The following is an 18,881-nucleotide window of genomic DNA, read 5'->3' as shown; positions in this document are numbered from 1 at the left end:
GTCTGCAATGTTCGCTGGCCTCCAGGGGTGGCACCTCCTCATCATCCTCGCCGTGATCCTCCTCCTGTTCGGTGCGCCCAAGCTCCCGCAGCTGGCCCGCAGTGTCGGGCAGTCGATGCGGATCTTCAAGAGCGAGGTCAAGACCATGAAGGACGAGGACGGCACCGAGCGCCGTGAGTCGACCGAGGGGACCACCGGCACCGTCGCCGGATCCACCGGCACGACCACCGGCACCGGCACCACCACGCCGCCCGAGTCCCCGCTCAAGTAATGACGTCCGTGGCACCGAAGAAGCCACGGACGAAGCGGACGAAGAACCCCGACGGGCGCATGTCGCTCGGGGCGCACCTCGTCGAGCTTCGCAACAGGCTCTTCAAGTCGGCGATCGCGATCGTCATCGCGTGCGTCGCGGGGTGGTTCGTCTCGGAGTGGGTCTTCGAGGCCCTCAAGGCTCCGATCTCCGAGGTGGCCTCCACCCAGGGCAAGGAGGCGATCCTCAACTTCCCGACGATCGCCGGTGCCTTCGACCTGCGGCTGCAGATCGCCATCACGGTGGGCATCGTCCTGGCGAGCCCGGTCTGGCTCTACCAGATCTGGGCGTTCCTCGTCCCGGGCCTGACCCGCAAGGAGATGCGGTACGGCCTCGGCTTCATCCTCACCGCCATCCCGCTGTTCTTCGCGGGCTGTGCGGCCGGCTGGTTCGTGTTCCCGCACATCGTGGAGCTCCTGACGAGCTTCACCGGCAGCAACGCGGCGAGCTTCCTCGACGCCAAGATCTACTACGAGTTCGTTCTCAAGCTCGTGCTGGTCGTCGGCATCGCCTTCGTGCTGCCCGTCTTCCTGGTGCTCCTCAACTTCCTCGGCATCCTCCCCGGCATCCTGATCCTCAAGTCGTGGCGCATCGCGATCATGGCGATCGTGCTCTTCACGGCGATCGCGACCCCCGCGGCCGACCCGATCTCGATGTTCCTCCTGGCCATCCCGATCATCTTCCTGTTCTTCCTCGCCTGCGGGATCGCGATCCTGCACGACCGGCGCGCCGCCAAGCGCCAGCTGGTGTTCGACGGCAGCCCCTCCGACCTGCCCGCGTGACCGGACCGTCTCCCGCCGAGCGGTTCGCCGCGTTCCGGACGCGCCAGGGCCACGCGAGGGTCGAGGCGTTCCGCTCGACCCTCGCGTTCGACCTCGACCCCTTCCAGTACGAGGCCTGCAGCGCTCTCGACGACGGCCACAGCGTCCTCGTCGCCGCGCCCACCGGCGCCGGCAAGACGGCGGTGGCCGAGTTCGCGATCCACCTGGCCATGCAGGACCCGACGGCCAAGGTCTTCTACACGACGCCGATGAAGGCGCTGAGCAACCAGAAGTTCCAGGAGTTCGTCGAGGACTACGGAGCCTCCGAGGTCGGTCTGCTGACCGGCGACTCCAACGTCAACGCGCGCGCCCGCATCGTCGTGATGACGACCGAGGTGCTGCGCAACATGCTGTACGCCGACTCGGACCTCCTGCGCGACCTCGCCTACGTCGTGATGGACGAGGTGCACTACCTCGCCGACCGCTTCCGCGGCGCCGTCTGGGAGGAGGTCATCATCCACCTCCCGCAGCGCGTGCGGCTGGTCTCGCTCAGCGCGACCGTGTCGAACGCCGAGGAGTTCGGCGACTGGCTCCAGACCGTCCGGGGCGAGACCGAGGTCATCGTCTCCGAGGAGCGGCCCGTCCCGCTCGACCAGCACGTCCTGGTGGGCGGCAAGCTGGTCGATCTCTTCGACTCCTCCGGTCGGGCGGCGACGAACCGGGTGAACCCCGAGCTCGCCCGCATGGCCCAGGGCGGCTCCCGGGTCGAGCGCGGCGGCAGGGGCGGCCGCAACGGCCGAGGCGGTCGCGGCCGCTACCCGGAGCAGCGCACCGAGGAGCTCGTGCTGCGCTCGGAGGTCGTCGAGATCCTCCGCGGCAAGAACCTCCTCCCCGCGATCTTCTTCGTCTTCAGCCGTGCGGGCTGCGACCAGGCCGTGCGCCAGGTGCTGCGGTCGGGCGTGCGCCTCACCGAGCGCCACGAGCGCGACGAGATCCGCGCGATCGTCGAGGAGCGGTGCCGGACGATCCGCGACGAGGACCTCGCGGTGCTCGGCTACTGGGAGTGGCTCGACGGACTCCAGCGGGGCGTCGCCGCGCACCACGCCGGGATGCTCCCCGCCTTCAAGGAGGTCGTCGAGGAGCTGTTCCTGCGCCGGCTCGTGCGCGTGGTCTTCGCGACCGAGACGCTCGCGCTCGGCATCAACATGCCGGCCCGCACGGTCGTCCTCGAGAAGCTCGAGAAGTTCAACGGCGAGGCGCGAGTCCCGATCACACCGGGGGAGTACACCCAGCTCACCGGCCGGGCGGGCCGACGCGGCATCGACGTCGAGGGCCACTCGGTGATCCAGTGGCGCGGCGGGATGGACCCCCAGGCGGTCGCGTCCCTCGCCTCCCGGCGGACCTACCCGCTCAACTCCAGCTTCCGCCCCAGCTACAACATGGCCGCGAACCTGATCGAGCAGTTCGGGCGGGTGCGCACGCGCGAGATCCTCGAGTCGTCGTTCGCGCAGTTCCAGGCCGACCGGTCCGTCGTCGATCTCGCCCGCCGGGTCCGCCAGCAGGAGGAGTCGATGGCGGGCTACGTCACGGCGATGCAGTGCCACCTGGGCGACTTCGAGCAGTACGCGGCGATCCGCCGTGAGATCGGCGACCTCGAGCGCCGGGGCGCGGTGCGCGGCGAGTCGGCCTCCCACGCCGAGCGCGAGAAGCGCCAGGGACAGCTCACGAGCCTGCGGCGTCGGATGAAGGCGCACCCGTGCCACGCCTGCTCCGACCGCGAGCAGCACGCGCGCTGGGCTGAGCGCTGGTGGAAGCTGCGCCGCGAGACCGACGAGATCGAGCGCCAGATCCGCTCGCGCACCGGCGCCGTCGCCCGCATCTTCGACCACATCACGGACGTGCTGCTCGAGCTCGGCTACTTCCGCCGGGACGAGGTCGGCGAACTCTCGCTGACGCCCAACGGTCGCACGCTCCGCCGGATCTACGGGGAGCGGGACCTGCTCGTCGCCGAGTGCCTCCGGAAGCAGGCGTGGACGGAGCTCGATCCGGCCGGCCTCGCGGCGATGGCGTGCTGCCTGGTCTTCGAGCCGCGACGCGAGGAGGGGACGCTCGGCGAGCAGTTCCTGCCCCGCGGCGCGTTCCCCGAGGCGCTGGAGAGGACCCAGCTTCTGTGGGCCCGGCTCGACGACGTCGAGCGGGAGCACCGCCTGCCGGGCAGCAACCCGATCTCGACGAGCCTGGCGCTGTCGATGAACATGTGGGCCAAGGGCATGCCGCTCGACATGGTGCTCCGCGAGTCCGACATGGCCGCCGGCGACTTCGTGCGCTGGGCGAAGCAGACCATCGACCTCCTCGATCAGCTCTCCGTCGTCGCCGAGGGCAAGGTCGGCCGCGCGGCCCGGACCGCCCTCGACCTGGTCCGCCGCGGCATCGTCGCGTACTCGACGGTCGCATGACGCCGATCGCTCCTCCGCCCGACGGGCGGACCGTTCCGCTGTGGGTGGCGCTGCCCCTCGCCGCCCTCGGCGGCGCCGTGCTCGACCGCGGCTTCCCCGACTCCGACGTCTGGCCGCTGGCGATCGTGGGCGCCGCGGCGATCCTGTTCGCGCTGGCGGGGCGCGGCTTCTGGAGCGGGAGCCTCGTCGGCCTCGTCGGCGGAGCGGTCTTCTGGGGCGTCCACATCGAGTGGCTGACCCTCTACCTCGGCCCGGTCCCGTGGGCGGCCCTCGCCGGCCTGCAGGCGATCTTCTTCGCGCTCTCCGCGGGGCTGATGGCGGTTGTCTCCACGCGCGGCCACCGCGTCTGGACGGGACCGCTAGGCCGGATGGTCGGCCTCCCCGCCCTCCTGGCGGCGCTCTGGATCGGGCGCGAGTCGATCACCAGCGTCTGGCCCTACGGCGGCTTCGCCTGGGGCCGCCTAGCGATCTCGCAGTCCCTCGGCCCGCTCGCCGGTCTCGCGGCGTGGATCGGCTTCGCCGGCCTCGGCTTCGTGGTGGCGTTCCTCGCGGCCGTGCTCGCGCAGGCCGTCCGCGAGATGTCCGTCCCGGCCTCCTCTCGCGTCAGCGCCCTCGCGGGCTTCGCGATCGTGGCGCTGGTGTTCCCCGCCTGGCCGGCACCGACGGAGGGCACGACCCAGATCGCCGCCGTCCAGGGCGACTCCGATGCGGGCCTGTTCTCGCAGAGCTACCGCGGGCAGATCCTCGAGGACCACACCTCGGCGACGCTGCCGATCCTCGATCAGGACGTCGACATGGTGGTGTGGCCCGAGAACGGCGTCGACATCGATCCGACCCGGAACGCCCAGTCGGCCGCCGTCCTCGACTACCTCAGCCGGACGATGGACGCGCCGTTCGTCGTGGGCACGATCACGAACCCCTCGGACGACGTCTTCTACAACAGCTCGCTGCTCTGGAAGGCGGGGGAGGGGGCGACGCAGGTCTACGACAAGGTGCATCCCGTCCCGTTCGCCGAGTACATGCCGGACCGCGCGTTCTGGCGGATGTTCGCTCCGGACCTGGTCGACCTGGTGAGCCGGGACTACTCGATCGGCACCCGTCCCAACGTCTTCGACGTGAACGGCGTCCTCGCAGGCATCGCGATCTGCTTCGACATCTCGGACGACGCGCTGACGAACGCGATGGTCGACGGGGGAGCCCAGGTCATCCTCGGGCAGACCAACAACGCCGACTTCGGCCGGACGGACGAGAGCGTCCAGCAGCTCGCCATCGCTCGCCTGCGGGCCATCGAGACCGGGCGCAGCGTGGTCAACATCTCGACCGTCGGGACGAGTGCGATCATCGGGCCGGACGGCGCGACGATCGACTCCCTGACATGGTTCGAGCCGGGTGCCATGGTGGACGAGGTCCCCCTCAGCTCCACCACGACCCCGGCTCTGGTGTGGGCGCGAGACCTCGGCTGGTACTTCCTGGCCGCCGGTCTCATCGGCATGGTCTCGTTCGTCCTCAGGACGCGCGAGCCGCGACGCCGTTCCCGCTGACCGGCGCTACGCGCCGATCTTGTGCTCGCCGCGCCTGGCGCGCAGATAGGCGAGCCGCTCCTCGAGCAGCTCCTCCAGCTCCGCGCGGGTCCGGCGCTCGAGCAGCATGTCCCAGTGGGTGCGCGGAGCCTTCTGCTCGCCCTTGTCCACGACGACCGGCTTCGAGTCCACCATCAGAGTGGCCTCGTGACCGCAGGAGCGGCACTCCCAGGTCTCCGGCGCTTCCGCATCGGCCGAGAACACCATGTCGGTGTCGTGGCCGCAGTTCGCGCAGTGGTACTCGTACGTCGATCGCGGGGAGAAGACGACGCCTTCTTCGCTCTGCAGGCTCTGGGATCCGAGCCGCATTCCTCGCAAGCTTCGATCTGCCATTGTGTGGTCTCCTCTCGCTGTGCTTCCCCAGTGTCAACGTCGTACCTGGAGGTGGTCTTCCCGTCCCTGCCATTGCCAGAGAATCCTCAGGTCGGAGGCGTATTCCGCGGTTCCTGAGGGCGTGGCCGACGGGCGCTGAGGAAGGCGTCGACGGCCGCTCGGGCGAGGTCGGTGCGGTCGGTCACGAGCCCGTCGATCCCGAGCGCGAGGAGCTGCTCCATCCGCTCCGGATCGTCGATGGTCCAGAGGTGGATCTCGCAGCCGGTCACCCGCAGCCGGGCGAGGATCCGCGGCTCGGCGACGCGGAGGCCGAGCGCGCGCTCGGGCACCTGGAGCGCGTCGATGCCGCGGAGAGCGAGACGCACGGGGAGGGCGGCGCCGAGGTGGGCGGCGACCAGGGCGACGACGAAGCGGACCGCCGACGCCGAGGTCGCGGCGCCGGGAAGACGGCGGAGGGCCGCTGCTCGACGGATCTCGGAGAACGAGGTGATCAGGACGCGCTCCGCGGCGGCGGCGCCGGACACCGCCGCGACGACCGGGTCGATCGCGTCCCGCGACTTCACGTCGATGTTGAAGCGCGCGCGGGGGAGTGCGGCGAGGGCCTGCTCGAGAGAGGCGAGCCGGGCGCCGCCCGCCAGTCGGAGGTCGGCGAGCTCCTCCCACCGGGTGGCGGCGACGACGTGGCGGCGGCCGGAGCGGTCGATCACCTCGGCGTCGTGGACGAGCACGGCGACCCCGTCGAGGGAGGCGCGCGCGTCCGTCTCGAGGAGGTCCGCACCCGCGGCGAGGGCGCGTTCGAAGGCGGCGAGCGTGTTGCCCTCGGCCGGCGGGCCGAACCCGCGATGCGCGATCACCCGGGGGGTCGGCCCGCTCAGGGCGAGGGGTCGCTCAGGGGTGCGCATCGCGGACCGGGTCCGCGGCTAGACGGCCGGCGGCGGGGGAGTGGGCGCTGAGTCCGGGGTTCCGTCGGTCGTCGCGGGCGCCGCGGGGGCGGACGTGTCGGATCCGGGCTCGACAGGAGTGGAGCCGGCGGACCCGGATGCGGCAGGCGCGGACGCCGCAGGCGCCGACGGGGGTGCCGCGTCCTGTGGGCGGACCGCCGGGGCGGACTGGCCGCGCTGGCCGAGCGCGCCTCCGATGCCCTTCAGCGCCTCGGTGAGCTCGCTCGGGATGACCCAGAGCTTGTTCGCGCTGCCCTCGGCGATCTTGGGGAGCGTCTGGAGGTACTGGTAGGCGAGGAGCTCGCTGTCGGGGCGGCCCTCGTGGATGGCGTGGAAGACGGTGGTGATCGCCTTGGCCTCACCCTCGGCCCGCAGGACCGCCGCCTTCGCCTGGCCCTCCGCAGCGAGGATCGCGGCCTGGCGCTGACCCTCGGCGTTCAGGATCTGGGACTGCTTGGTGCCCTCGGCGGTGAGGATCACGGCTCGACGGTCGCGCTCGGCGCGCATCTGCTTCTCCATCGAGTCCTGGATGGAGAGAGGCGGGTCGATGGCCTTGAGCTCCACGCGTCCGACGCGGATGCCCCACTTTCCGGTGGCCTCGTCGAGGACGATGCGCAGCTGGCCGTTGATGTTGTCGCGGGAGGTCAGCGCCTCCTCGAGGTTCAGGCCGCCGACGACGTTGCGGAGCGTGGTGGTGGTCAGCTGCTCGACCGCGCCGAGGTAGTTGGCGATCTCGTAGGTCGCCGCCCGGGCGTCCGTCACCTGGAAGTAGACGACCGTGTCGATGGAGACGACGAGGTTGTCCTCCGTGATCACGGGCTGGGGCGGGAACGAGACGACCTGCTCGCGCAGGTCGATCAGCGGGCGGACCCGGTCGATGAACGGCACGACGAGATTGAGGCCCGGCAGCAGGGTCTTGTGGTACTTGCCGAGGCGCTCCACGACCCCGGCGGTGGCCTGCGGGATGATGCGGACCGCTCGGAAGAGGACGACCAGGGCGAAGAGGACGACGGCGGCGACGACGACGATGGTCACGACGGAGGACGGTGTCACGGTGTGCTCCTTTCGGCGGGGACGACGACCGCGGTCGCGCCCTCGATGGCGGTGACGACGACTCTCTCGCCGACTCCGAGTGTGCGGTCCTCGACGAGCGGGGACAGGCGGACGGTCCAGGTCTCGCCGTTGGCGAGCTTGACCTGGCCGGCTCCGGGGCCGGCGAGGACGACGCTGCCGGAGAGCCCGAGGAGAGCGTCCGCTCCGCTGGGGGTGGGATCGCCGCCCCGTTTCAGCAGCCGCAGCAGCGGCGGCCGGACGGTGAACAGCAGGAGGGCGGCGAGGACGGCCGCGACGGGGACCTGGACCCAGAAGGGAGCCCCGACCAGCCCGGTCAGCAGTCCGCCGATGCTGCCGACGGCGAGCATCAGGAACGTGAACTCGAGAGTGATCATCTCGACGATCGCGAAGATGAGGATCAGCGCGAGCCAGAGGATCCACGCGTACTGGGTGACAGCGTCCATGCTGTGTGCTCCTTCCCCTCGACGAGCATTCCCAGGCTATCAACGCCCCCCGGACGAGGGCTGGGAGAGGGGGTGCGCCGACGGTCTCGAGGCCCTTGGTAGACTCCTCCGTCGGGCCGTGGCCCGTCATCGTGCCCGATCCGGTCTCCGAGCCGGCGTTCTGGAGGAATACCCGTGTCCAATCCCCTCGCCCCCGGCTCCTTCGACGGCAAGCGCGCTCTCGTCACCGGGTCGTCCCGCGGCATCGGCGCCGACACGGTCCGCTACCTGGCCGAGGTCGGAGCCCGCGTCGTCGTCAACTACCGCTCGAAGGCGCCGCGCGCCGACAAGCTCGTCGCGCAGATCGTCGAGGCCGGCGGCACCGCCGTCGCCGTCGGCGCCGATCTCACCGACGCCGACTCGCGCGCCGAGCTCTTCTCCCGCATCGAGAAGGAGTACGGAGGACTGGACGTGCTCGTCCTGAACGCCTCCGGCGGCATGGAGAGCAACATGGGGGAGGACTACGCGATGGTCCTCAACCGCGACTCGCAGGTCGCCGTGCTCGACGCGGCGCTGCCGCTGCTCTCCGAGGGATCTCGTGTCGTGTTCGTCACGAGCCACCAGGCGCACTTCATCCGGACCACGCCCACGATGCCCGAGTACGAGCCCGTCGCGCTCTCCAAGCGCGCCGGCGAGGACGCCCTGCGCGAGCGGATCGGTGAGCTCGCCGAGCGCGGGATCGAGTTCGTCGTCGTCTCGGGCGACATGATCGAGGGCACCATCACCGCGACCCTGCTGGAGCGCGCGAACCCGGGCGCGATCAGCTCGCGTCGCGAGTCGGCCGGCAAGCTCTACAACGTGCAGGAGTTCGCGGCCGAGGTCGCTCTGGCGGCCGTCGAGCCGATCCCCGCGGACAACACCCGCCTCGTCGGCGACATCTCCGACTTCGCCTGATCGCCTTCGCGGAATGACCCCGGCGCGCGGGTCTGCGATCCTCGACGGATGACTCCGATGGACGGCAGCGGACCGGCATCGGGGGAGTCTGTCCGCGCCGACGGGTTCCGCACATCGGCAGCGGCGGCCGCCGGGCGGAGCGGCGATCTCGACAGAGACGGCGAGACGAGCATCCTCCTCGACGCCGTCGCGGTGATGGCGAACTGGAGGAGGCGCTCGCCCTTCCGGTGCCGCGCCTTCCGGCGGACGCCCGAGAGGACCGAGACCTACCGACTGGAGGTGCGGCCCGTCGAGGCGTCGTTCTCCTGCGTCGACGAGCGCACCGGGACGGTCGACGCGTACGACGCCCCGACCGGCCGGTACGTCTCCGGGGGCGAGGAGCGTCCGCTGGACCGATGGCAGCTGCTGCCGGAGCCGCTGGCGGCCCGCCTGGCCTTCCCGCTGAACCTGCCGGTCTGGGGACGGCCGAGCGACGGGTACTGGATGACCGGCGCGTCGATCGACGGCGCGCTCACCGTGATCCGTCTTCGACACCAGGCCGACGACGGTGTCCGCGGCACGATGACCGTCGATCCGCGGTTGCGGCTGGTCACGCGCTTCGACACTCCGACCGAGACGTGCTGGTACGAGGACGTCGAGGCGTGGGTGGAGCATTCGCCGATCCGCTGATGACGTTCCGGACCGTCGGGCGGCCTCAATCCCGGTCCGTCCGGCCCTTCCGCCGTTATCCGATAATGCACATTATGTCAGTTCGACCGAAGTCCCGTTCTGCAGGGATGGCGATCGGCTCCCTACAACGCTCCTGCGACAGGACGTCATCGATCGCCGCCGCGCTCCGATGGCAGACCGGGCGCTTCGACGGTGAGGCCTCGGATCACCGCGGCGACGACCAGGCGCTGCGTGAGTTCGGCGCTGGTGTCCACGGGCCACTGGCTCACCGACCCGACGTGCGCCGCGACGACCGCCTTCGCCAGGACGGCGGACTCGACGGCGGGGACGCGGCCGTGCACGGCGGCGAGGGCGGCGAAGCGCTCGCCCAGCTCGCGCGAGACGCGGTCGTCGTCGATCATCATCCGCTCGGCGAACTCCGGGTCCGCGGCAGCGCGTGCCAGGAGCACCGACCGCAGGGAGAACCACTCGCGGCTGGACGGGAGCGCGTCGAGGAGGGAGCGTACGGCGCCGTCGAGGGTCGCCGCGCGGTGCTCCTCCTTCAGCTGGACGTCGAGGGCCTCCTGCAGGCTCCCCCACACTCTCGCGGCCTGCTCCTCGTGGAGTGCGAGGAAGAGCTGGTCGACACCGGTGAAGTTCGAGTAGAACGCGCCGCGGGTGAAGCCCGCCTGCGCGCAGATGTCCTCGACGCGCTGGCCGATGGTGCCCGTGCTCTCGAAGAGCTCGGCGGCCGCGGCGAGGAGACGTCGTCGCGTCTCGCTCCTCCGCCGGACCGGAGCCTGCTCGCCTGTGACCACGCCCCCAGCCTATTCGGATCCTTGCGCTGAATGGGCCTTTTCAGTACGTTTCGTTTTCAATGCATACCGTATCGAAAACTGGATTGCCCGAACCTCGACGGCGACGGTCCCGGTGGCTGCCGACCGCGACCGTCGTGCTCATCGGGGCGGTCCTCGCCTGGCTGAACCGGGTGGAGTGGTGGGGGTGGCTCGTCGTCGCGGCGGCCGCGGTCCTGATCGCGGCCGTCTCGAGGAGCTGGCGGCACCGGCACTGGATGCTGCGTACGGCGGCCTGGGTCGCGTCCGCAGGGCTCGTCGGAGCCGTCGCCCTCGCCGCGGGTCCTCTCCCGGCGACGCGGACGCTCGCCGGTCCGCACACCGCCCCGGTCACGACCCGGCAGGGCGACGTCGTCGGTGTGCACGACGCCGCGGCCGGGGTCGACGCCTTCGCGGGGATCCCCTACGCCGCTCCCCCGGTCGGCCCGCTGCGCTGGGAGGCGCCCCGCCCGGCCCCGCAGCGGTCGGCGACCCTCGTGGCCGACGACTTCGGCCCCTCCGCCGTTCAGCCGGAGCCGACGTTCCTCTCCCGAGCGGCGACCCGCGTGCTCGACCTGCCGCTGGAGGAGACGCTCCTCGGAGGGTACGCGACGGACGAGGACAGCCTCCGCCTGAACATCTGGACGCCGGCCGGTGGAGCGGGTGACTCCCGCCCGGTCCTCGTCTACCTCCACGGCGGCGCGTTCGTCTCGGGGTCCGGCGCCCTCCCCGCCTACGACGGCGCGGCGCTCGCCTCCCGGGGCGCGGTGGTCGTCACCGTCGCCTACCGTCTGGGCGTCCTCGGATTCCTCGCCGGTGAGGTGCTCGGCGGCGGCACCCCGGGGAACCAGGGACTGCTCGACCAGGTCGCCGCTCTGCAATGGGTGCAGGACAACATCGCCGCTTTCGGCGGGGACCCGGGGCGGGTGACGGTCGCCGGCCAGTCCGCCGGCTCCGGCAGCGCCTGCATCCTCGGGGCCTCGCCCCTCGCGGCCGGCCTCCTCCACGGGATCATCGGGGAGAGCGGAGGATGCCTGGGGTCGGCGGGAGACCGCGAGGCCGGCGACCTCTACGACGACGCCGCCACCGCACGGGAGGCGGCTGCGCGCCTGAGCGAGGCGCTCGGCGGGGCGAGCCTGGCCGAGATGAGGGCCCTGCCGGCCGAGCGCATCGTCTCGGCCGCCGCGGACCTCTCGCAGCACTGGTGGCCCTCGATCGACGGCGTCGTCCTCCCCGACACGCCGCTCGCCGTCTACAAGGCCGGTCGGCAGAACGACGTCCCCCTCCTGCTCGGCAGCAACTCCGACGAGACCTCGCTCGATCTGCTGGGAGGCGTCGACTCGGATCCGGACGCCTACGAGCAGGAGGTGCGCCGGGAGCACGGAGACGACGCGGACCGATTCCTCGCGCTGTACCCGGGTGCCGTCGAGGATCAGGTCGTCGACTCCCGGCTGCGCGCCGGCAGTGACCGGACGATGACCGCCCCGATGCGGCTCTGGGCGCTGACGGCCGCCCGGACCGGGCGGGCGGGCGTCCACGCCTACATCTTCACGCGCACTCCCCCGGAGAGCGGACTCGAGCAGTTCGGCGCGTACCACGGCGCCGAGGTGATGTACGCGTACGGGAACCTCGGGGCGGACGGCGACGCCGACTACACGGACGTCGACCGCCGGCTCGAGCAGGAGATGACCGGGCGCTGGCTCGCATTCGTCTCCCACGGCGATCCGGACGCCGCCGGCCGCGAGCGGTGGCCGGCCGTCCAGGAGGATCCGGACAGCGTGCTCGAGTTCGGCGACGTCGTCCGGGTCGCCGGGCGCCCGTCCCCCGACGCGGTCGACTTCTGGCTCGCGGGGACGGGCTGACGCGGGGCGCTCCTCCCGGCGGAACCCTCCGGTCAGCGGGGAGCCTCCGCTCAGAGCTGCCCGACGAGGTGCGCCTGCCGGCCGTCGCGCGCGAAGACCGGAATGACGGCCAGCGGCGCGTCGGCGACGATCCACTGCCCGCCCTCGTGCTCGGCGCCCGTCAAGAGCTCCGTCCAGCGCGCCCCGGCGGGCAGGTAGACCCGTCGGGAGACGGCTCCGGCGTGCGTGACCGGAGCCACCAGCAGGTCCGATCCGAAGAGGTACTGGTCGGCCAGATCCCAGGCCTCCGGGTCCCCCGGGAACTCGTGGAACACCGCGCGCAGCACGGGCTGGCCCAGCTCGTGCGCCTCCCGCATCGCCTCGCGCGTGTACGGGCGCAGGGTCTCGCGCAGATGCAGCAGGCGGGTGAGGATCGGCGTGGCCTCCTCGCCGAAGCTCCACACCTCGTTCGCGGCTCCGGTCGCGGCGCGGCGGCTCCCGTCGGCGGCCGTGACCGGGGCCGACGGCGCGCGGTCGCCGTGGAGGCGCATCACCGGGCTGAACGCGCCGAACTGGAACCATCGCACGAGGAGCTCACGGAACTCCGGATCCGACGGGTCTCCCCCGGCGAATCCTCCGATGTCGGTCGTGAACCACGGGATCCCCGCGACGCCCATGTGGATGCCGGCCGTGATCTGGTGGCGCAGGTCCGCGAAGGTCGAGTGGATGTCGCCCGACCACACGAGCGCACCGTAGCGCTGGCTGCCCGCCCACGCGGTGCGGACGAGGTTGACGATCGCGGTCTCCCCGCCCTCGCTCTGCCCCTCGAAGAATCCGCGGGAGAACGCCTGCGGGTAGAGGTTGCCGACCTGGACGGCGGGGCCGGCGGCGTAGCGGTAGTTGTCGAAGTCGTAGACGCCGTACTCGGGCTCGGCCTCGTCGAGCCAGAAGAGCCGGATCCCGTGCTCGCCGTAGTTGCGCCGGCACGCCTCCCAGACGAACCTCCGGGCGGCGGGGCTCGTCGCGTCGTAGAACGCGCTCGGACCCTCGAACTGCATGTGCAGGTCCAGGCCCCGCTCGGCCTTGACGAGGAGGTTCCCCTTCTTCATCGCGATGTAGTTCTCGGACTCGACCGACACCTGCGGCCAGACCGAGACCATCAGCTCGATCCCGAGCTCGCGCAGCTCGGCGACCATGGCGGACGGATCCGGCCAGAACTCCTCCTCGAAGCGGAAGTCGCCCATGTGCGGCCAGTGGAAGAAGTCGGCCACGATCACGTCCATCGGCAGGCCGCGGCGCCGGTGCTCGCGGGCGACCTCGAGCAGCTGCTCCTGGTTCCAGTAGCGCAGCTTGCACTGCCAGAAGCCGAGGCCGTGCTCGGGCATCATCGGGACGTGCCCGGTCGCGTCGGCGTAGGCCCGGGTGATGTCGGCCGGGGTCTCCCCCGCGGTCACCCAGTAGTCGAGCTGCTGGGAGGACTCGGCGGACCACTCCGTGCGGTTGGCTGCGAAAGTCGCGCGGCCGATCGCGGGGTTGTGCCAGAGGAACCCGTAGCCGCGGCTCGACAGCACGAACGGGACGCTCGACTGGGAGTTGCGGTGCGCGAGCTCGAGCGTGCAGCCCTTCAGATCGAGGATGTCCTGCTGGTACTGCCCCATCCCGTACAGCTTCTCGTCGGGGGACGTCTCGAACAGCGCGGTCAGCCGGAAGTCGCCGCCCAGGTGCGGACGCTGCTCGCGGGCGCGCAGCTTGAGCGCTCCCCCGCTCCCGAGCTCTCGGAAGAGCAGCTCCCCCCGACGGTCGTAGAAGGAGAGGGAGCAGGAGAGCTCGTGGTAGCCGGTCTGGTACCCGTAGCCCTCCTGCTGCTCGAGGACGACGGTGATGTCGCCGGCGCGCAGCGTCGCCCGCGGTCCCTCGATCGAGACCTCCGGCGCGCGGCGCTCGGGGGCGATCAGCGCCCAGTCGGTGTCGAGGACCTCCCCGGACCGGCGGGCGCGGACCCGGACGCTGTCCCTCCCCCACGGCTCGACGACGACGGTCTCGCCGTCGCCGCGCCAGACGAGGCGGTCCCCCTCGAGCGCGAACGCGTCGGTGTCCATGTGCTCCTGCTTCCTCGAGTCGGGCACGGCGCTCAGTCCTTGACCGCGCCGGCGGTGACCCCGGCGGCGACGTAGCGCTGGGCCACGATCAGCAGCACGGCGGCCGGGATGGAGGCGATCACGGCGGTCGCCATGATCCCGTTCCAGTTGGTGGTGGTCGATCCGATGTAGCGGTAGAGGCCGAGGGTGAACGGCACGATGCTGTTGCCCGAGGTGAGCGAGTTCGCGTTGAGGAAGTCGGCCCAGGCGAACAGGAACGAGAACAGGCCCGCGGTCACGATCGAGTTCCGGCTCAGCGGGATGACGATCGAGACGAAGGAGCGCCAGTTGCTCGCACCGTCGATCCGCGCGGCCTCGATCAGCTCGTCGGGGATGCCGAGCATGAAGGCCCGGAGGATGATCACCGCGAACGGCACGGAGGCGGTCGCGTCGGCGAGGATGAGGCCCGGATAGGTGTTGAGCAGCCCCAGCGCGTTGTAGATCGCGAACAGCGCGGTGACCAGGACGATCCCGGGGATCATCTGGGCGAGGAGGAACACGAACATCACGACGCCGGTCCCCCGCACCCGGAACTTCGCCATCGCGAAAGCGGCGGGCAGGGCGATCGCCAGCGTCAGGATCACGCAGCCGATCGAGATCACGAGGCTCGTGATGAGGTTCGGCAGCTGCGTCGAGAACGCCTGCACGTACCCGTCGAGGGTCGGGTCGCCGGGGAACAGGCTCGGCGGGGTCTGGATCAGGTTCTGCGGCTTGGTCAGCGAGACGTTGACCATCCAGTAGAGCGGGAAGAGGAGGAAGCCGCAGAGCACGATCGCGATGACCACGTCGATCCCGCGGCGCAGCCCTGTGGTGTGCCGGTTCATCCGAGGTCCTCCTTGCGCTGGGCGCGGATGTAGATCACGCCGAAGACGAGGGCGACGATCACGAGGATCTGGCCGGCCGCCGCACCAACTCCGAACTGCAGGTCGGTGAAGGACTGCTCGTAGGCCCAGGTCGCGAGGGTGTGCGAGCTGTTGGCCGGGCCTCCCTTGGTGAGGATCCAGATGACGTCGAACACCTTGATCGTGTAGACGAGGCCGAGGAGGAGCGTGACGGAGGTCACCGGTCGCAGCAGCGGCCAGGTGATGCTCCAGAAGGACCGCCAGCGCGAGGCGCCGTCCAGTGCCGCGGCCTCGTAGAGGCTCTCGGGGATGCCCTGCAGGCCTCCGTGCAGCAGCACCATGTTGAACGGGATGCCCAGCCAGATGTTGGCGATGATGACCGCCCACAGCGAGACGGACGGATCGGTCAGCCAGCCGACCGGCGTGCCGATCGCGGCGTTCAGGATGCCGAACTGCTGGTCGAAGATCCAGCGCCAGGCCGTCGCCGAGACGATCAGCGGCAGGAGCCACGGCAGCAGGATGAGGGAGCGGAACGTCGCCGAGAGCGGGAACCGGCGGCTGAAGAACAGCGCCAGGGCCATGCCGATCGTGAACTGGCCCACCAGCGAGACCACGGTGAAGACCACGGTGTGCCAGGCGATGCTCGCGAAGATCGGATCGGTGACGACCGTGACGTAGTTGTCGAAGCCGACGAAGGGGGCGATCCCGGTCACGAAGGACGACGGTCCGAAGTCCTGGAGGCTGAGGACGACGCCGCGGATGATCGGGTAGACGAAGAAGACGGCGAGGAAGATCACCACGGGCGCCATGAAGGCGGCGGCGGCGAGGCGGAGGTGGGAGCGGGGTCGGCGGCGGGCGGGCGGCCTGGTGGCCGCCCCGCCCGCGACCGGCGCCGTGAGCACGGCGGGGTCGGTCATGCGGCCGCTACTTCAGGCTCGCCGCGGCGTCGTCGAGGGCCGCCTGCGGCGTCTTCGAGCCGGTCAGCGACTCCTGGATCGCGGTCCAGAGCGCCTTCGAGGTGTCCGGGTAGGCGACGCCGAGGTCGCTGGTGCGTCCCTGCGCGACCGAGATGGCCTCGACCCACGGCTGGAGCGCGGGGTCCTCGGTCGCCTGCTCGGCGGCCGCGTCGGCGTACGGCATGATGTACGACTGGCCGGCCGCCCAGGCCTTCAGGCTGTCGGGCTGGATGACGCACTGCGCGAACTCCGTGGCGAGGGTCTGCTTCGCGGCGTCGGAGGCGACCACCTCGACGAACTCGCCGCCGAGCGGGCTCGGTGCCGCTCCCCCGTCCTTCGCCGGGATCGGCACGACGCCGTAGTCGATGCCCGCCTCGTCGAGGGCGGAGAGCTGCCAGGTGCCGTTGACCATCATCCCGAGCTTGCCCGCGAGGAACTGGTCGCGGACGTCCTGCTGGTTGGCGTTGACGTTCGCCTGCGAGGCCGAGCCGCTCTTCACCAGGTCGGTCCAGAGCGCGAGCGCCGAGACGGCGTCGTCGGAGGAGATGTCCTCGAGGGTCGCACCGGAGCCCCAGAAGAAGGGCAGGAACTGGAAGGTGCCCTCCTCGGTGCCGATCGCGGAGAAGCCGAGCCCGGTGACGTCGCCCGCGGTGAGGGCCTTCGCGGCGGTGGTCAGCTCGTCCCAGGTCGTCGGCGGAGTGACGCCGGCGGCCTCGAAGAGCGCCTTGTTGTAGAAGAGCGCGAGGGTGTTCGAGCCGATCGACGAGCCGTAGGTCTTCCCGTCCAGCTGGCCGGCGGCGAGCACGTTCGGGAGGACGTCGCTGGTGTCGAGCCCGGAGGCGGCGTTGTCGACGAGCAGGCCGGTGTCGGCGAACTTCGCGACGTTGGGGTTGTCGAGGACGACCAGGTTCGGCGTGGTCTTCGACGCGGCCGACTGCAGGAGCTTGGTGGTGAGGTCGGGGTCGGAGGTGCGCTCGAGGGTGATCCCGGTCGAGGCCTCGCAGCCGGCCAGGAGCTGGCCGTAGGGGGAGGACGCGTCGTACTGGGTGAAGCTGTCCCAGAGAGTGAGCGACTTCGACGAGTCGTCGCCCGCTCCCTGTGCGCTGCACGCGCTGAGGGCGACTCCGGCGACGAGGACGAGGGAGGCGGCGCCTGCGGCCCGTCGGATGCTGTTCTTCACGGTATTCCTCTCTGAATACGGTCGGGACGAGCGGAGCGCTCGCGCCGGGAAGACCCTCCGGGGGCGCCCGCTGAGGCGGTCCGTCCGGAAGTCGTGGCGAGCCTAACCGAGTCGGAGAACCGGTTCAATAGATTTCGGAGAACCGGTTCACCGATCGCCCGGGGAACGCCCCCGGCGACCCGGTCGACGTCAGCCGCGCGCCCGCCGCCACGAGGGGACGACGCCCCGGCTGGTGCCCGGCGAGAAGGGCGCGGTGGTGCCGAGGTCCACGACCACCGCGGGCAGCAGCTCCGTCACTCCCGGAGTCGCGGTGCCGGCGAGCTCGTCGAGCACCAGGTCGACCGCCCGCGAGACCATCTCGTCGCCGGGCAGGTCCACCACGGTGACCGGCTGGTCGGCGTGCCGCATCACCGCCTCCGGGGCGATGGTCATGATCGAGCAGTCCTCCGGGACGCGCAGGCCCAGGCCACTGAGGCGCTGCAGGAACGGCTCGAGCACGCCCGGCCCGTGAGTGACCACGGCGCTCAGGCCGGGGAGCTGCTCCTGCGCCTGCTCGAACCAGTCGTCGACGTCGTCGGTGCTGGGGATGACGGCGCCCCGCACGCCGCGCAGGCGGCACTGGTCGAGGAAGCCCTCGCGGAACCGCAGGGCGAAGGCGTAGCCGCTCTCGTAGGCGTCGGGGCCCATCCCGAGGACCGCGATCTCGACGTGCCCGAGGTCGGCGAGGTGGTCGACGGCGACCCGCGCCGCGCCGTCGAAGTCGAGGTCGATCGCGCTGAACGGGCTGCCCTCGCCCGGGTAGCCGACCAGCGCGGTCGGCAGGCCGATGCTCGCGAGGACCGGCAGCCGGGGGTCGTCCCGGCGGATGTCCATCACGACGAGCGCATCGGCGAGGACGTCGCGCGCCAGCTCTCCCTCGCCCGTGCCCATCATCAGCAGGTCGAAGCCGCGGGCGCGGGCCGCGTACATCGCCGCCCGCACGAAGCGCATGAAGACGTCGACATCGGTCTGCCGCGACTCCGGATCGACGGAGGCGAAGAAGCCGAGGATGTTCGTGCGCCGCAGCGCCAGGGCCCGCGCCATCGGGTCGGGCCGGTAGCCGAGCCGCTCCACGCTCGCGAGCACGCGCAGGCGGGTCGCCTCCGGGAGCTTCTTGTTGCCGGAGAGCACGTAGGACACCGTGCTGCGGGCCACCCCCGCATCGGCCGCGACGTCGCGAATGGTCACCATGGGCTCAGCGTAGTGAGGGCGCGGCGACGGGAGGGCCCGCCGGCGACCCCCTCGACCGGTGGGCAGCAGCGTGCATACCAGGGCGGTCCGGCCGTCCCGCCGTGGGTGGAGAGCCGTCCGCCGCGAGCCGCGCGACGGCGCCGACGGACGCAGGCCGCGGACGAGCAGTCGGTCACGGTTGCGCGTGTATCGACGGGCACGTACGGTCGTCGGGTACCTCGTCGCGAGCCGCGACGTCGGTGCGGCCGCCACACCGGCCGATCCAGCGGCTCGCGGTCACGGGGGCCCCCCGCACGGAAGACGGACTCTTGCGCTCCAGCACCGGTACTGCGTCCACGACGCAGCAGCTGCTCTCGCACTGACGTCCCCCGTGCCCGCCCCT

Annotated in this window: 17 protein-coding genes; 7 read left to right on the top strand and 10 right to left on the bottom strand. The window is 71.2% G+C overall.

The window, feature by feature from the left end; genetic code table 11:
* Window positions 1-7: 7 nt before the first annotated feature.
* The 4 genes from tatA to lnt are packed head-to-tail and all read left to right on the top strand — an operon-like array spanning window position 8 to window position 5,068.
* Window positions 8-271, top strand: coding sequence for a Sec-independent protein translocase subunit TatA (gene tatA / locus C5C46_RS00320; protein WP_104222022.1), 264 nt, complete (start codon window positions 8-10; stop codon window positions 269-271).
* Window positions 271-1,092: a twin-arginine translocase subunit TatC gene (tatC, locus tag C5C46_RS00315; protein WP_308471125.1), complete on the top strand. Its 822-nt coding sequence runs from the start codon at window positions 271-273 to the stop codon at window positions 1,090-1,092. Before tatA ends, tatC begins: the two co-directional genes overlap by 1 nt.
* Entirely contained in the window at window positions 1,089-3,527 is a 2,439-nt protein-coding gene (locus C5C46_RS00310) for an RNA helicase (protein WP_104222026.1), read from the top strand. The genes tatC and C5C46_RS00310 overlap by 4 nt, the downstream gene beginning before the upstream one ends.
* Window positions 3,524-5,068, top strand: a complete 1,545-nt coding sequence (lnt, locus tag C5C46_RS00305) for an apolipoprotein N-acyltransferase (protein ID WP_104225261.1) — start codon at window positions 3,524-3,526, stop codon at window positions 5,066-5,068. Before C5C46_RS00310 ends, lnt begins: the two co-directional genes overlap by 4 nt.
* Window positions 5,069-5,074: 6 nt before the next feature.
* Here the strand turns inward: lnt and C5C46_RS00300 are convergent, their stop codons facing one another.
* The 4 genes from C5C46_RS00300 to C5C46_RS00285 all read right to left on the bottom strand — a co-directional run bounded on the left by C5C46_RS00300 (window position 5,075) and on the right by C5C46_RS00285 (window position 7,898).
* Window positions 5,075-5,440, bottom strand: a complete 366-nt coding sequence (locus tag C5C46_RS00300; RefSeq protein ID WP_068207052.1) for an RNA polymerase-binding protein RbpA — start codon at window positions 5,438-5,440, stop codon at window positions 5,075-5,077.
* Between the two features lie 86 nt (window positions 5,441-5,526).
* The gene (locus tag C5C46_RS00295; RefSeq protein ID WP_104225260.1) at window positions 5,527-6,342 is read right to left on the bottom strand and encodes a glycerophosphodiester phosphodiesterase family protein; all 816 of its coding nucleotides are present in this window, start codon (window positions 6,340-6,342) and stop codon (window positions 5,527-5,529) included.
* Between the two features lie 18 nt (window positions 6,343-6,360).
* The gene (locus C5C46_RS00290) at window positions 6,361-7,416 is read right to left on the bottom strand and encodes an SPFH domain-containing protein (RefSeq protein WP_374953249.1); all 1,056 of its coding nucleotides are present in this window, start codon (window positions 7,414-7,416) and stop codon (window positions 6,361-6,363) included.
* Window positions 7,417-7,430: 14 nt separating this feature from the next.
* Entirely contained in the window at window positions 7,431-7,898 is a 468-nt protein-coding gene (locus C5C46_RS00285; protein WP_104225259.1) for an NfeD family protein, read from the bottom strand.
* A gap of 174 nt (window positions 7,899-8,072) precedes the next feature.
* Between C5C46_RS00285 and C5C46_RS00280 the strand changes: the two genes are divergently transcribed.
* Entirely contained in the window at window positions 8,073-8,831 is a 759-nt protein-coding gene (locus tag C5C46_RS00280; RefSeq protein WP_104225258.1) for an SDR family oxidoreductase, read from the top strand.
* Between the two features lie 48 nt (window positions 8,832-8,879).
* Entirely contained in the window at window positions 8,880-9,500 is a 621-nt protein-coding gene (locus tag C5C46_RS00275; RefSeq protein ID WP_146078911.1) for a hypothetical protein, read from the top strand.
* Between the two features lie 146 nt (window positions 9,501-9,646).
* Here the strand turns inward: C5C46_RS00275 and C5C46_RS00270 are convergent, their stop codons facing one another.
* Entirely contained in the window at window positions 9,647-10,297 is a 651-nt protein-coding gene (locus C5C46_RS00270; protein WP_104225256.1) for a TetR/AcrR family transcriptional regulator, read from the bottom strand.
* A gap of 83 nt (window positions 10,298-10,380) precedes the next feature.
* Here C5C46_RS00270 and C5C46_RS00265 point away from each other — a divergent pair, with 83 nt between their 5' ends.
* Window positions 10,381-12,174 carry a carboxylesterase/lipase family protein gene (locus C5C46_RS00265; RefSeq protein ID WP_146078910.1) on the top strand — a complete coding sequence of 598 codons (1,794 nt, stop codon included), beginning with the start codon at window positions 10,381-10,383 and terminating at the stop codon, window positions 12,172-12,174.
* Between the two features lie 50 nt (window positions 12,175-12,224).
* On the opposite strand, the gene C5C46_RS00260 is transcribed toward C5C46_RS00265, so the two are convergent.
* The 5 genes from C5C46_RS00260 to C5C46_RS00240 form a co-directional block, all read right to left on the bottom strand.
* Window positions 12,225-14,252 carry a TIM-barrel domain-containing protein gene (locus C5C46_RS00260; RefSeq protein WP_104225254.1) on the bottom strand — a complete coding sequence of 676 codons (2,028 nt, stop codon included), beginning with the start codon at window positions 14,250-14,252 and terminating at the stop codon, window positions 12,225-12,227.
* A gap of 32 nt (window positions 14,253-14,284) precedes the next feature.
* Entirely contained in the window at window positions 14,285-15,115 is an 831-nt protein-coding gene (locus tag C5C46_RS00255; RefSeq protein ID WP_104222044.1) for a carbohydrate ABC transporter permease, read from the bottom strand.
* The gene (locus tag C5C46_RS00250) at window positions 15,112-16,050 is read right to left on the bottom strand and encodes a carbohydrate ABC transporter permease (protein WP_104225253.1); all 939 of its coding nucleotides are present in this window, start codon (window positions 16,048-16,050) and stop codon (window positions 15,112-15,114) included. The genes C5C46_RS00255 and C5C46_RS00250 overlap by 4 nt, the downstream gene beginning before the upstream one ends.
* Before the next feature lie 7 nt (window positions 16,051-16,057).
* A complete protein-coding gene (locus tag C5C46_RS00245; protein ID WP_104225252.1) occupies window positions 16,058-17,269 on the bottom strand; it encodes an extracellular solute-binding protein in 1,212 nt (403 codons plus the stop codon).
* A 189-nt stretch (window positions 17,270-17,458) separates the two neighbouring features.
* On the bottom strand, window positions 17,459-18,499 hold the full coding sequence (locus C5C46_RS00240; protein WP_104222050.1) for a LacI family DNA-binding transcriptional regulator: 1,041 nt from the start codon (window positions 18,497-18,499) through the stop codon (window positions 17,459-17,461).
* Window positions 18,500-18,881: the final 382 nt, after the last annotated feature.

The sequence above is a fragment of the Rathayibacter sp. AY1E6 genome (assembly GCF_002931115.1).
Taxonomy (GTDB): Bacteria; Actinomycetota; Actinomycetes; order Actinomycetales; family Microbacteriaceae; genus Rathayibacter.
The sequence above is the reverse complement of the archived record's forward strand: the minus strand, read 5'-3'. Positions and strand labels throughout refer to the sequence as shown.

Coding starts and splice junctions, on each gene's coding strand:
- tatA (WP_104222022.1), top strand. CDS start 8: ATGTTCGCTGGCCTCCAGGGGTGGCACCTCCTCATCATCCTCGCCGTG.
- tatC (WP_308471125.1), top strand. CDS start 271: ATGACGTCCGTGGCACCGAAGAAGCCACGGACGAAGCGGACGAAGAAC.
- lnt (WP_104225261.1), top strand. CDS start 3,524: ATGACGCCGATCGCTCCTCCGCCCGACGGGCGGACCGTTCCGCTGTGG.
- C5C46_RS00300 (WP_068207052.1), bottom strand. CDS start 5,440: ATGGCAGATCGAAGCTTGCGAGGAATGCGGCTCGGATCCCAGAGCCTG.
- C5C46_RS00295 (WP_104225260.1), bottom strand. CDS start 6,342: ATGCGCACCCCTGAGCGACCCCTCGCCCTGAGCGGGCCGACCCCCCGG.
- C5C46_RS00285 (WP_104225259.1), bottom strand. CDS start 7,898: ATGGACGCTGTCACCCAGTACGCGTGGATCCTCTGGCTCGCGCTGATC.
- C5C46_RS00275 (WP_146078911.1), top strand. CDS start 8,880: ATGACTCCGATGGACGGCAGCGGACCGGCATCGGGGGAGTCTGTCCGC.
- C5C46_RS00260 (WP_104225254.1), bottom strand. CDS start 14,252: ATGGACACCGACGCGTTCGCGCTCGAGGGGGACCGCCTCGTCTGGCGC.
- C5C46_RS00255 (WP_104222044.1), bottom strand. CDS start 15,115: ATGAACCGGCACACCACAGGGCTGCGCCGCGGGATCGACGTGGTCATC.
- C5C46_RS00250 (WP_104225253.1), bottom strand. CDS start 16,050: ATGACCGACCCCGCCGTGCTCACGGCGCCGGTCGCGGGCGGGGCGGCC.
- C5C46_RS00240 (WP_104222050.1), bottom strand. CDS start 18,499: ATGGTGACCATTCGCGACGTCGCGGCCGATGCGGGGGTGGCCCGCAGC.